The organism is Streptomyces sp. NBC_00536, assembly GCF_036346295.1.
In the GTDB taxonomy this organism is placed as follows: Bacteria; Actinomycetota; Actinomycetes; order Streptomycetales; family Streptomycetaceae; genus Streptomyces.
Genome location: NZ_CP107819.1, coordinates 5,271,362 through 5,284,002, shown reverse-complemented (window position 1 = coordinate 5,284,002; position 12,641 = coordinate 5,271,362). Strand labels below are relative to the sequence as shown.

Annotated in this window: 13 protein-coding genes; 7 read left to right on the top strand and 6 right to left on the bottom strand. The window is 70.9% G+C overall.

Annotated elements, in window-relative coordinates:
- Positions 1-24: 24 nt before the first annotated feature.
- A complete protein-coding gene (ychF, locus tag OHS33_RS23610) occupies positions 25-1,113 on the bottom strand; it encodes a redox-regulated ATPase YchF (protein ID WP_330335169.1) in 1,089 nt (362 codons plus the stop codon).
- A gap of 148 nt (positions 1,114-1,261) precedes the next feature.
- On the opposite strand from ychF, the gene OHS33_RS23605 reads away from it, so the two are divergent.
- Positions 1,262-1,786 (top strand): DUF6542 domain-containing protein, encoded by a 525-nt coding sequence (locus OHS33_RS23605; RefSeq protein WP_330332400.1) that lies wholly within the window; start codon positions 1,262-1,264, stop codon positions 1,784-1,786.
- A gap of 6 nt (positions 1,787-1,792) precedes the next feature.
- Here OHS33_RS23605 and ppgK read toward each other — a convergent pair whose 3' ends face one another.
- A complete protein-coding gene (ppgK, locus tag OHS33_RS23600) occupies positions 1,793-2,539 on the bottom strand; it encodes a polyphosphate--glucose phosphotransferase (protein WP_330332399.1) in 747 nt (248 codons plus the stop codon).
- Between the two features lie 73 nt (positions 2,540-2,612).
- A complete protein-coding gene (locus OHS33_RS23595) occupies positions 2,613-3,614 on the bottom strand; it encodes a 4-hydroxy-3-methylbut-2-enyl diphosphate reductase (protein ID WP_330332398.1) in 1,002 nt (333 codons plus the stop codon).
- An 86-nt stretch (positions 3,615-3,700) separates the two neighbouring features.
- On the opposite strand from OHS33_RS23595, the gene OHS33_RS23590 reads away from it, so the two are divergent.
- From OHS33_RS23590 to OHS33_RS23575, 4 genes are all read left to right on the top strand, one after another.
- Positions 3,701-5,155: an APC family permease gene (locus OHS33_RS23590; protein ID WP_330335168.1), complete on the top strand. Its 1,455-nt coding sequence runs from the start codon at positions 3,701-3,703 to the stop codon at positions 5,153-5,155.
- A 9-nt stretch (positions 5,156-5,164) separates the two neighbouring features.
- Positions 5,165-6,391 (top strand): exodeoxyribonuclease VII large subunit, encoded by a 1,227-nt coding sequence (xseA, locus tag OHS33_RS23585; RefSeq protein ID WP_330332397.1) that lies wholly within the window; start codon positions 5,165-5,167, stop codon positions 6,389-6,391.
- 76 nt (positions 6,392-6,467) lie between these two features.
- A complete protein-coding gene (locus tag OHS33_RS23580; protein WP_330332396.1) occupies positions 6,468-6,692 on the top strand; it encodes an exodeoxyribonuclease VII small subunit in 225 nt (74 codons plus the stop codon).
- A gap of 122 nt (positions 6,693-6,814) precedes the next feature.
- On the top strand, positions 6,815-7,405 hold the full coding sequence (locus OHS33_RS23575) for a malonic semialdehyde reductase (RefSeq protein ID WP_330332395.1): 591 nt from the start codon (positions 6,815-6,817) through the stop codon (positions 7,403-7,405).
- Between the two features lie 85 nt (positions 7,406-7,490).
- Here OHS33_RS23575 and OHS33_RS23570 read toward each other — a convergent pair whose 3' ends face one another.
- Positions 7,491-8,009 carry a DUF4245 domain-containing protein gene (locus tag OHS33_RS23570; protein WP_330335167.1) on the bottom strand — a complete coding sequence of 173 codons (519 nt, stop codon included), beginning with the start codon at positions 8,007-8,009 and terminating at the stop codon, positions 7,491-7,493.
- Between the two features lie 235 nt (positions 8,010-8,244).
- Here OHS33_RS23570 and glpX point away from each other — a divergent pair, with 235 nt between their 5' ends.
- On the top strand, positions 8,245-9,276 hold the full coding sequence (glpX, locus tag OHS33_RS23565) for a class II fructose-bisphosphatase (protein ID WP_330332394.1): 1,032 nt from the start codon (positions 8,245-8,247) through the stop codon (positions 9,274-9,276).
- Positions 9,277-9,419: 143 nt separating this feature from the next.
- Here glpX and OHS33_RS23560 read toward each other — a convergent pair whose 3' ends face one another.
- Together OHS33_RS23560 and OHS33_RS23555 are read right to left on the bottom strand one after the other, a co-directional pair.
- Positions 9,420-9,806: a WhiB family transcriptional regulator gene (locus OHS33_RS23560; RefSeq protein ID WP_330332393.1), complete on the bottom strand. Its 387-nt coding sequence runs from the start codon at positions 9,804-9,806 to the stop codon at positions 9,420-9,422.
- A gap of 198 nt (positions 9,807-10,004) precedes the next feature.
- Positions 10,005-10,700, bottom strand: coding sequence for a DUF1707 SHOCT-like domain-containing protein (locus tag OHS33_RS23555; protein WP_330332392.1), 696 nt, complete (start codon positions 10,698-10,700; stop codon positions 10,005-10,007).
- 182 nt (positions 10,701-10,882) lie between these two features.
- Between OHS33_RS23555 and OHS33_RS23550 the strand changes: the two genes are divergently transcribed.
- Positions 10,883-12,547, top strand: a complete 1,665-nt coding sequence (locus tag OHS33_RS23550) for a fumarate hydratase (protein ID WP_330332391.1) — start codon at positions 10,883-10,885, stop codon at positions 12,545-12,547.
- The last annotated feature ends 94 nt before the right edge of the window (positions 12,548-12,641 follow it).

Below are 12,641 nucleotides of genomic sequence, written 5' to 3'. Positions count from 1 at the left end.
AACGACGTGGCGTCACTTCGCCGCTCACACGTTGAAGCGGAACTCCACCACGTCGCCGTCCTGCATGACGTAGTCCTTGCCTTCCATGCGGGCCTTGCCCTTGGCGCGGGCTTCGGTGACCGAGCCGCATTCGACCAGGTCCGCGAAGGAGATGACCTCGGCCTTGATGAAGCCGCGCTGGAAGTCCGTGTGGATCACGCCGGCCGCTTCGGGGGCCGTGGCGCCCTTCTTGATGGTCCAGGCGCGGGTTTCCTTCGGGCCTGCCGTCAGGTAGGTCTGGAGGCCCAGGGTCGCGAAGCCGACGCGGCCGAGGGTGGCCATGCCGGGCTCTTCCTGGCCGACCGACTGGAGGAGTTCGAGGGCTTCCTCGTCGTCCAGTTCGATCAGTTCGGCCTCCAGCTTGGCGTTCAGGAAGATCGCCTCGGCCGGGGCGACCAGGGCGCTCTGCTCCGCCTTGAAGGCGTCGTCGGTCAGCTCGTCCTCGTCCACGTTGAAGACGTAGAGGAAGGGCTTGACCGTGAGGAGGTGGAGCTCGTGGAGGAGGTCGCCCTGCTCCGTGCCCTTGGTGATGCCGTGGGAGAAGAGGGTGTCGCCCGCTTCGAGGATCTTCTGGGCCTTCTCGACGGCGGCGAGGACCGCGACCTTCTCCTTCTGGAGGCGGGACTCCTTCGTCAGGCGCGGCACCGCCTTCTCGATCGACTGGAGGTCGGCGAGGATCAGCTCGGTGTTGATCGTCTCGATGTCGTCCTTCGGCGAGACCTTGCCGTCGACGTGGACGACGTTCTCGTCGGCGAAGGCGCGGATGACCTGACAGATCGCGTCCGACTCGCGGATGTTCGCGAGGAACTTGTTGCCGAGGCCCTCGCCCTCCGAGGCGCCGCGGACGATGCCCGCGATGTCGACGAAGTCGACGGTCGCCGGGAGCAGCTTCTGGGAGCCGAAGATGCCCGCGAGGACGGCGAGGCGGGTGTCCGGGACGCCGACGACGCCGACGTTCGGCTCGATGGTGGCGAACGGGTAGTTGGCCGCCAGCACGTCGTTCTTGGTCAGGGCGTTGAAAAGGGTCGACTTGCCGACATTCGGCAGGCCGACGATTCCGATCGTGAGCGACACGTTGGCGACTTCCCGTAGCTGGAGGGGGGTGGCCCGGGTACGGGCCATCGGACAGTTTACTTTCCGATGCGTGCCGGTGGATGTACGCGTGTCCAGGCACCCATCCGGGGTCGGCTCCGCCTAGCTTGGTCCAGTGGAGCGAGACAGGATGCGATCGGCATATCACCCGCAGCGACAGCCGGAGGCGGCCCGGCGGCCCGCCGCCGTACCCCCGCAGGGCGGTGGCACCCCGCCCCCGGCCCGACCCCGGCCCCGGCCGCGGCCGGCTCTGGCGCGGCGGCTGCCCCGGCCCAAGCTGACCGGCCTCGGCGGCGGGCTGTTCGCCTGCGCCGCGATGGCGCTGGCCTCCGGGATCGACTGGCTGATCTTCGACGCGTCGCTGCTCGGCTACGGGCTGCTCTTCATGCCCGTCGCCGCCGCCACCGCGCTCTGGGTACGCCCCGCCGACCTGATCACCGCGCCGATCGCCGCGCCCATCGCCTTCACCGCCGGAGTGTGGCCCATCGCGGGCGGCTCCGGCGGCTTCGGCGGTCAGCTGATGGGTGTGGTCACGGCGCTGTCCCTGCACGCCGGGTGGCTGTACGCCGGGACCCTGATCGCCGGGCTGATCACGGTGGTGCGCAAGGCCGTGCTCATCGGACGGCGGCGGACCGTCCCCCGCCGCATCGCCTGAGCGACGTCAAGGAGAAGCGGGCCGCGCCGCCATCGCCGCGCCCACGATCCCCGCGTTGTTCTGAAGCTCCGCGGGGACGATCTCGGCGCGGATGCCCTCGATCAGCGGCAGGAACTTCTCCGGTTTGCGGCTCACCCCGCCGCCCAGGATGAAGAGGTCCGGGGAGAACAGCATCTCCACGTGGGCGAGGTACTTCTGCAAGCGGTGCGCCCAGCGTTCCCAGCTGAGGTCGCCGTCCTCCTTGGCCTTCACCGAGGCCCGCGTCTCCGCGTCGTGACCGCGCAGTTCCAGGTGGCCCAGCTCGCTGTTGGCGACCAGGCGGCCGTCCGTGAAGAGGGCGCTGCCGATGCCGGTGCCGAGGGTCAGGAGGATGACCGTACCGGCGCGGCCGCGGCCGGCTCCGTACGTCATCTCCGCGACGCCCGCCGCGTCCGCGTCGTTCAGGACCGTGACCGGGAGGCCGCCGAGGCGCTCCGAGAGGAGTCCGGCCGCGTCGAGGCCGACCCAGCCCTTGTCGACGTTCGCGGCGGAGCGGGTGATGCCGCCCGTGACGACCCCGGGGAAGGTGACGCCGACGGGGCCGCTCCAGTCGAAGTTCCGTACGACCTCCGCAACGCAGTCGGCCACCCCGTCGGGGGTGGCCGGATGCGGTGTCAGTACCTTGTGGCGCTCCTGCGCCAGGTCGCCGCGGTCAAGGTCCACGGGAGCGCCTTTGATCCCGGAACCGCCGATGTCCACACCGAAGATCTGCATGGACTCACCGTACGAAAAGACCCCGAAGCGGCGGGCGCGACCCGGCCCACTCGCCCGTGGACTTCCCCGTGGACTACTTCCCCGCGAGCAGGTTCGCGGCCTCGGTCCGCAGGTCGCGGCGCAGTTCCTTCGGGAGGGAGAAGACGATCGATTCCTCGGCCGTCTTGACGATCTCCACGTCGGCGTAGCCGCGCTGCGCCAGCCACTCCAGCACTTCCTCGACCAGGACCTCCGGCACCGAGGCGCCCGAGGTCAGGCCGACCGTGGTGACGCCCTCCAGCCAGGCCTCGTCGATCTCGCTCGCGAAGTCGACGAGGTACGCGGCGGACGCGCCCGCGTCCAGGGCGACCTCGACCAGCCGGATCGAGTTCGAGGAGTTCTTCGAGCCGACGACGATGACGAGGTCGGAGTCGGCGCCCATCACCTTGACGGCGGCCTGCCGGTTCGAGGTGGCGTAGCAGATGTCGTCGCTGGGCGGCGAGACGAGCAGCGGGAACTTGGTCTTCAGCGCGTCGACCGTCTCCATCGTCTCGTCGACCGAGAGCGTGGTCTGCGACAGCCAGACCACCTTGGACTCGTCGCGGACGGTGACCTTGGCGACGTCCTCGGGGCCGTCGACGATCGTGATGTGGTCGGGGGCCTCGCCGGAGGTGCCGATGACCTCTTCGTGGCCCTCGTGGCCGATGAGGAGGATGTCGAAGTCCTCGTTCGCGTACCGGACGGCTTCCTTGTGCACCTTGGTGACCAGGGGGCAGGTCGCGTCGATCGTCGCGAGCTTGCGCTCGGCGGCCTCGTCGTGGACGACGGGGGCCACGCCGTGCGCCGAGAACATCACGATGGAGCCCTCGGGGACCTCTTCCGTCCGCTCGACGAAGATGGCCCCCTTCTTCTCCAGCGTCTGGACGACGTACTTGTTGTGGACGATCTCGTGTCGGACGTAGACCGGCGCACCGTACTGCTCGAGAGCCTTCTCGACAGCGATCACGGCTCGGTCGACGCCCGCGCAGTAGCCGCGCGGGGCGGCGAGCAGGACACGGCGGGAAGCGGGAGCGGCGGCAGCAGTCATGGCGTCCATCGTACGGGGGTGTCCAACAGGCCGGACGTACCCCGTTCGGCACAAACTGGACCGAAAGCATGTCCACTGCGTCGCTCGGAGGGCGGATGGTGTCCGATACGGATCCCGGTACGGAGGCCGGTCCGTCGGCCGCGGCCGCCCCCGGAGGACGGCTGCGGCGCAGCCTCGGCTTCCGTGACCTGGTCGTCTACGGGCTGCTGTTCATCGCGCCGATGGCCCCGGTCGGCATCTTCGGCACCCTCGACGCGAAGTCGCACGGCGCTGTAGCCCTGGTCTACCTCGCCGCCACCGTCGCGATGGCCTTCACCGCCTTCTCCTACGCCCAGATGGTCCGGGTCGCGCCGCAGGCCGGTTCGGTCTTCACCTACGCCCGCAAGGGCCTCGGCGAGGGGCCCGGGCTGATCGCCGGGTGGATGGCGATGCTGGACTACCTGCTGATCCCGGCGGTGGCCTACCTCTTCTCCGGGATCGCGATGCACGCGCTGGTGCCCGAGGTGTCGCGCTGGGTGTGGACGGCGCTGGCCGTGCTGGTGACCACCGCGTTGAACCTGTGGGGCGTACGGGCGGCGGCTCGGGTGGGCTTCGCCGTGCTGGCCCTGGAGATCCTGGTCCTGCTGGTGTTCCTGGTCGCCGCCGTGACCGTACTGGTCCAGGACGGCGCGCGGCGCGGCTGGCTGTCCCCGCTGACCGGGGACGGCTCGCTCGGCTTCTCGACGGGCGCGGTGCTCGGCGCGGTGTCGGTGGCGGTCCTCTCCTACCTGGGGTTCGACGCGATCGCCTCCTTCGCGGAGGAGGTGACGGGAGGCAGCGCCAAGGTGGCGCGGGCGGTGCTCTTCTGTCTGGCGCTGACCGGGGTGCTCTTCATCGCGCAGACCTATCTGGCGGCGCTGCTGGCCCCGTTCTCCGCCGCCGAGCTGGCGGCGGATCCGGGGCTCCAGGGCCCGGCCTTCTACACCACGGTCGAATCGGCCGTCGGCTCCTGGCTGCACGACCTGGTCGCGGCCAGCAAGGCGATCGGGGCGGCCTTCGCGGCGCTGGCCGGGCAGGCGGCGGCCGGGCGGCTGCTGTTCGCGATGGCCCGGGACCGGCGGCTGCCGGGGGCCCTCGCGCGGACCTCGGGGGGCACCCCGCGCCCGGCGCTGCTGGTCGCGGCGACGGTGACGCTGGTCGCGGCCGTCTGGGCGGCCCGGCGCGACGACGGGCTCGACCACCTGGTCTCCGTCGTGGACATCGGGGCGCTGGTGGCCTTCACCCTGCTGCACGCCTCCGTGGTCGGCTGGTTCGTGGTGCGCCGCGCCGAGGGGCCGCCGAGCTGGTGGAAGCACCTGGTGGTCCCGGTGCTGGGCGCGGCGGTGACGGTCGCGGTGATCGTCGAGGCCTCGCACACCGCCCAGTGGGTGGGCGCCCTCTGGCTGGCGGTGGGGCTGGCGGTGCTGCTGGCACAGAAGGGACGGCGGGGGCGGCACCCGGGCTCCGGGCCCGGCGGACCCGCCGACGCGACGCCCGGCGGACCCGACGGCATTGTCGGTCGCGGCCGTTAGCCTGCGTGCATGGGTCTGAATTCATCGCCGGAGACGCCGCTGCCGGTCGGTCAGGTGTCCCGGCTGATCGGGGGCTGGATCGACCGCCTCGGTCAGGTGTGGGTCGAGGGGCAGATCACCCAGCTCTCCAGGCGGCCGGGGGCCGGGGTGGTGTTCCTGACCCTGCGCGATCCGTCGCACGACATCTCGGTGGCCGTGACCTGCTTCCGGCAGGTGTTCGACGAGGTCGCGGACTCGGTGTCGGAGGGCGCGCGGGTCGTCGTCCTCGCCAAGCCCGAGTGGTACGCGCCGCGCGGGCAGCTGTCGCTGCGGGCCACCGAGATACGGCCCGTGGGCATCGGCGAGCTGCTGGCGCGGCTGGAGAAGCTCAAGCGGTCGCTGGCCTCGGAGGGCCTGTTCGCGCTGGACCGCAAGAAGCCGCTGCCGTTCCTGCCGCAGCTGATCGGGCTGGTGGTGGGGCGGGCCTCGGCGGCCGAGCGGGACGTACTGGAGAACGCGCGCCGCCGCTGGCCGGCGGTCCGCTTCGAGGTGCGCAATGTCGCCGTGCAGGGCGTGCACGCGGTGCCCCAGGTGATCGAGGCGGTCAAGGAGCTGGACGCGCTGCCCGGGGTCGACGTGATCATCGTGGCGCGCGGCGGCGGCAGCGTGGAGGACCTGCTGCCCTTCTCCGACGAGGAAGTCGTACGGACGGTGGCCGCGGCCCGCACCCCCGTGGTCTCGGCGATCGGGCACGAGCCGGACTCCCCGCTGCTGGACCTGGTCGCCGACGTACGGGCGTCCACGCCGACGGACGCGGCGAAGAAGGTGGTCCCGGACGTCGGCGAGGAGCTGGAGCGGGTGCGCCAGCTCCAGGGCCGGGGGCTGCGCGCGGTGCGCGCCCTGCTGGACCGGGAGGAGCGGGGCCTCGCGCACGCCCTGGCGCGGCCCGTGTTCGTACACCCGCAGCGGATGGTGGAGACCCGGGAGGCCGAGCTGGACGCCCTGCTCGCGCGGGCCCGGCGGACCCTGGGCCACCTGCTGGACCGGGCCGAGTCGGAGCTGGCGCACACCCGCGCCCGGGTGGTGGCGCTGTCCCCGGCGGCGACGCTGGAGCGCGGTTACGCGGTGCTCCAACGGGCGGACGGGCACGTGGTGCGCTCGCCGGAGGGGCTGGGGGCGGACGAGGTGCTGCGGGCACGGGTCGCGGAGGGCGAGTTCGCCGTGCGCGTCACCGCACCCGCGGCGGGCGCCGAGTAGCCGGTGGCCACTGGCTACGAGCGACACACTCCGGCAACAATTTCGTTGTACTACGCAGATACGATCGGAGCGGGGAATGACTGAGGCCGGTACGGCGCTGGGGTACGAGCAGGCGCGGGACGAGCTGATCGAGGTCGTGCGCAAGCTGGAGGCGGGCGGCACCTCCCTGGAGGAGTCACTGGCCCTCTGGGAGCGCGGCGAGGAGCTGGCGAAGGTCTGCCGGAACTGGCTGGAGGGCGCCCGCGCCCGGCTGGACTCGGCGCTGGCGGGGCGGGACGGGGACGGCGCGGGCGACGAATAGCCCGAGGTCACGGGGCGTCGACTGTGAGGCCCGTCACCGGAATGGCCATGTAGTTGAAATTTAAATCTCTTCGGCGTACGGTCGGGACATCGCTTCACCCACGTATGGAAGAAGGCTTTCCGATGTCCCTCGTTCTCGACTCCGCCGCTCAGGACCTCCTGTTCCGCGAGGCCCGTACCGCCAACTCGTTCTCCGACGAGCCGGTGACCGAAGAGCAGGTCCAGGCGATCTACGACCTCGTCAAGTTCGGCCCGACGGCCTTCAACCAGACGCCCCTGCGCATCACGCTGGTCCGCTCCCCCGAGGCCCGCGAGCGCCTCGTGAAGCACATGGCCGAGGGCAACCAGGCCAAGACCCTGGCCGCCCCGCTGGTCGCGATCCTCTCCGCGGACAACGAGTTCCACGAGGAGCTGCCGGCCCTGCTCCCCGGGTTCCCGCAGGCCAAGGACCTCTTCTTCACCGAGCGCCCGGTCCGCGAGCACTCCGCACTGGTGAACTCGGCCCTCCAGGCCGCGTACTTCATCGTCGGCGTCCGCGCCGCCGGTCTGGCCGCCGGTCCGATGACGGGCCTGGACTTCGCCGGTGTCCAGAAGGAGTTCCTGGACGACGACCACACCCCGCTGATGGTCGTCAACATCGGCAAGCCGGGCGAGAACGCCTGGTACCCGCGCTCCCCGCGCCTGGACTTCGACCAGGTCGTCACGACCGTCTGAGCCCCGCACAAGGGTATGTGAAGAAGGCCGCCCGCCCCGGTTTCCCCGGGGCGGGCGGCCTTCTTCACATACCGATTCCGGCGGCTCAGGCGCCCTGCTTGAACTCCAGCGCGGCCGCCAGCTCGCTCAGCTCGCCGAAGGATCCGGTGCCGGTGACCACGGTCACGTGCCCCTGCTCCTGACGGACCAGGGCCCGGTACTTCGGGCCCTCCCAGCGCTCGTAGGACAGGTCGCCGACCCGCTGCGTCGACCCGGTGGCCTTGGCCTGCTGGGTGACCTTCTCCAGGTACTTCGGCGAGGTGTCGCTCGACTGCTCCACCGCGGCGTACTGCTGCCGCGGGTCGAGGAAGCCCAGGTGCCAGGCGTTGCCGGCCTTGCGGTCGTAGGTCACCGAGGTCGCGCGCCACTCCTCCTTGAGCCCGACGGGCGAACCCACCGGGTACGGAGCCGCGCGGCGGGCCGTGATGGTCTCGATCCGGTAGTCGACGACATGGGTCGGATCGGCCTTGTCGTCGTGCGGGACGGCCAGGTAGATACCCCCCGCGACCACGCCGATGATCGCCAGCGACCGGACCATGTCCCAGATCGTCTGCTTGCCTTTCATGCCTGCCACGGGACCATCGTCCCGCATCGCGGTACGCGATCATCACCAGGGTCGCCCGGAGGGGCGGGCGGCGGCCCCGATCGGTCCGCGATCCGGCCCCCATCCGTCCGCTCAGGCCAATCCGCTGACCGATATACCGCTCATACGTGCCCCGCCCTGCTCAATTTATCGACGTACCGATAGAGTTCCAGCACCCTCACTTCCCGGCCGTCGCCGTACAGAAAGGTGCGCTCCGATGACCGAGCACAACCTGCCGCCCCAGCTCGAAGTCTCTCCGGAGGCACCCGACCGCAACCTCGCCCTGGAACTCGTCCGGGTCACCGAGGCCGCCGCCATGGCCGCGGGCCGGTGGGTCGGGCGCGGTGACAAGCTCGGCGCCGACGGCGCCGCGGTCAACGCCATGCGCACCCTGATCTCCACCGTCTCGATGAACGGCGTCGTCGTCATCGGCGAGGGGGAGAAGGACGAGGCCCCCATGCTGTTCAACGGCGAGCGCGTCGGCGACGGCACCGGCCCCGAGGTCGACATCGCCGTCGACCCGATCGACGGCACCACCCTGAACGCCAAGGGCATGCCGAACGCGATCGCCGTCCTGGCCGCCGCCGACCGCGGCACCATGTTCGACCCGTCCGCGGTGTTCTACATGGAGAAGCTGGTCACCGGCCCCGAGGCCGCCGACTTCGTCGACATCAACGCCCCCGTCTCGGTGAACATCCGCCGGGTCGCCAAGGCGAAGAACATGGCCGTCGAGGACGTCACCGTGGTCATCCTGGACCGCCCCCGTCACGAGGGCATCGTCAAGGAGATCCGCGAGACCGGCGCCCGCATCAAGTTCATCTCGGACGGCGACGTCGCGGGCTCGGTCATGGCGGTGCGCGAGGGCACCGGCGTCGACCTGCTCCTCGGCATCGGCGGCACCCCCGAGGGCATCATCTCGGCCTGTGCCATCAAGTGCCTCGGCGGCACCATCCAGGGCAAGCTGTGGCCGAAGGACGAGGCCGAGCGCCAGAAGGCCATCGACGCGGGCCACGACCTGGACCGGGTCCTGCACACCAACGACCTGGTCTCCGGCGAGAACGTCTTCTTCGTCGCGACCGGCATCACGGACGGCGAGCTGCTGCGCGGCGTCCACTACCGCTCGGAGACCGCGACCACCTCGTCGCTGGTCATGCGCTCGAAGTCGGGCACGATCCGGCAGATCGACTCCACCCACCGCCTGTCGAAGCTGCGGGCGTACAGCGCGATCGACTTCGACCGCGCGCAGTAGGCCTGCGGCCGGCGCAGCCGGAGGGGCGGTCACCGCGTGCGGCGGTGACCGCCCCTCCGGCCAAAATCAGCCCCGCCGGCGTTTGAGGCGCGGGGGTCCGGGGGCGGAGCCCCCGGCAGCGGCGCCGCGCCAGACGGGACCACTCAGCCCGCGGCAGCGACCGGCTCGGCCCCCGGCCCCTGCCGCAGCTCGGCCGCCCGGCGCCGCCGACGGGCCAGCACCACCCGGCGCTCGGCAGCGGTGAGCCCGCCCCACACGCCGTACGGCTCGGGCTGGAGCAGCGCGTGCTCCCGGCAGGCGACCATCACGGGACAGCGGGCGCAGACCCGCTTGGCCGCCTCCTCGCGGGCCAGGCGGGCCGCGGTCGGTTCCTTGGAGGGGGCGAAGAAGAGGCCCGCCTCATCCCTGCGGCACACCGCCTCCGCGTGCCATGGGCCGTCCTCTTCCCTCGCGGGCGTCCGTGGGCCCGGGATGCCCCGGACGCTCTGCACGGTGGCTACCTGCAGGGACTGATGCGGCGGATGCTGCACGGTCTACTCCTGACGACGTATTCGCGAGCGAGAGACGATGCACCTGTCCCTACCCGCTGTACGTCCCCCTATGCACTGTGTGCCATCCGGGGGAAGTTCGACCGGAATCCGCCGTATGCGGAAGCCAAGCGGAACCATTCGGCCTTGATCGGAGTCGGCGCGGCCGCCCCGACCCTCCGGCATCACTGCCGAAGCGCTTCAGCCCAGCCGCTTGCGGAACTTGTCCGCCAGGTCGACGAGGCGGGCGCCCCGCTTGCGGCGGGCCTCGATGTTGCCGAGGACCGTGAACCCGCGGACGATCACGACGGGCGCCTGCGGTTCGCTGGTGGACTCGCCCTCGCCGCGCACCTCGAAGTTGCCGAGGACCCCGCTGCCGTAACCCCGCAGGGTGACGTTCTCCGGGACGTGGATCTCGACGTTGCCGAGGACGCAGGTCACGTTGATCTCGGTGACCTGCTGCTCGAAGACGGCCTCGGTGAGGTCGATGGTGATGTCGCCGAAGACCGAGACGGCCCGGGTACGGGCCGCCGGGCGCCAGCGGCCCTTGCGGGCGGAGCTGCTGAACACCGCCACCACGTTCTCGGCGTAACCGCCACCGGGCGGGCCGGAAACCGGCCAGGCGGGACCGGAAGCGGGCGCGGGTGCGGCGTAGGCAGTGCCCTGGGCGGCCGGGAGGTCCCGGACCAGCACCTCCAGTTCACCGACGGTCTTGACGGCGTAGAGGGCGTCGAGGCGCTCCGAGTGCTCTTCGGCGGTCAGCCGTCCCTCGGCGAGGGCGTCGCCGATGATCTGCGCGATGCGGTCGCGGTCGGCGTCGGAGGCGCGCAGCGCGACGGGCGCGGGCCCGGATTCGGCGGCGGGCGCGGGCGCGGCGGGGTGCTTTTCGAGGTCCACGCACCCAGCATAGCGAGACACGATAGATCGCGATACTGCTGAGCGCGGGGCGAGTGAGGGCCCGGCGAATGACCCAGTGAGCCTTACCTCACAGACAGAGCCGGTGGAAGAGGTCCTACGCTGGAGGACTGCGCTGCCAAATGGGCGTCAGCGCTGTCTGCCGAGTGAGGAATGGCCACACGATGCCGGAGTTCGCGTACACCGACCTGCTGCCCCTGGGCGAGGACACCACCCCCTACCGGCTGGTGACCGCGGAGGGCGTCTCCACCTTCAAGGCCGACGGCCGTACGTTCCTCAAGGTCGAGCCCGAGGCGCTGCGCGCCCTCGCCGAAGAGGCCATCCACGACATCCAGCACTTCCTGCGCCCCGCGCACCTCGCGCAGCTGCGCCGCATCATCGACGACCCCGAGGCGAGCGCGAACGACAAGTTCGTGGCGCTGGACCTGCTCAAGAACGCGAACATCGCGGCGGCGGGCGTCCTGCCGATGTGCCAGGACACCGGCACCGCGATCGTGATGGGCAAGCGCGGCCAGAACGTGCTGACGGAGGGCGCCGACGAGGCGGCCCTGTCCCGCGGCATCTACGACGCCTACACCCGCCTCAACCTGCGCTACTCGCAGATGGCGCCGATCACGATGTGGGAGGAGAAGAACACCGGCTCGAACCTGCCCGCGCAGATCGAGCTGTACGCGACCGACGGCGGCGCGTACAAGTTCCTCTTCATGGCCAAGGGCGGCGGCTCGGCCAACAAGTCCTTCCTCTACCAGGAGACCAAGGCGGTCCTCAACGAGGCCTCCATGATGAAGTTCCTGGAGGAGAAGATCCGTTCGCTCGGTACGGCGGCCTGCCCGCCCTACCACCTGGCGATCGTGGTCGGCGGCACGTCGGCGGAGCACGCGCTCAAGACCGCGAAGTACGCCTCGGCGCACTACCTGGACGAACTGCCGACCGAGGGCTCCCCGCTCGGCCACGGCTTCCGCGACGAGGCCCTGGAGCAGCAGGTCTTCGAGCTGACCCAGAAGATCGGCATCGGCGCCCAGTTCGGCGGCAAGTACTTCTGCCACGACGTGCGCGTGGTGCGCCTGCCCCGGCACGGCGCCTCCCTGCCCGTCGCGATCGCCGTCTCCTGCTCGGCCGACCGCCAGGCCACCGCGAAGATCACCGCGGAGGGCGTCTTCCTGGAGCAGCTGGAGCGCGACCCGGCCCGCTTCCTCCCGGAGACGACGGACGAGCACCTGAACGACTCGGCGGACGTGGTCTCCATCGACCTGAACCAGCCGATGGACGACATCCTCGCCACCCTGACCAAGCACCCGGTCAAGACCCGCCTGTCGCTGACCGGCCCGCTGGTCGTGGCGCGCGACATCGCGCACGCCAAGATCAAGGAGCTGCTGGACTCGGGCGCGCCGATGCCGCAGTACCTCAAGGACCACCCGGTCTACTACGCGGGCCCGGCGAAGACCCCCGAGGGCTACGCCTCCGGCTCCTTCGGCCCGACCACGGCCGGCCGGATGGACTCCTACGTCGAGCAGTTCCAGGCGGCGGGCGGCTCCAAGGTGATGCTGGCCAAGGGCAACCGCTCGCAGCAGGTGACGGACGCCTGCGCCGCGCACGGCGGCTTCTACCTCGGCTCGATCGGCGGCCCCGCGGCCCGCCTCGCGCAGGACTGCATCAAGAAGGTCGAGGTCCTGGAGTACGAGGAGCTGGGCATGGAGGCGGTCTGGAAGATCGAGGTCGAGGACTTCCCGGCCTTCATCGTGGTCGACGACAAGGGCAACGACTTCTTCCAGAACCCGGCCCCGGAACCCACTTTCACCCACATCCCGGTCCGCGGCCCGGGCCTGTGACCTGAGGCAGTCGGTCAGACCGGTTAACTCGCCCCGTCGAATCGGTATTCGGCGGGGCGAAGTGCTGTCTCCGGCCCGCCACACGCCGTTCTCC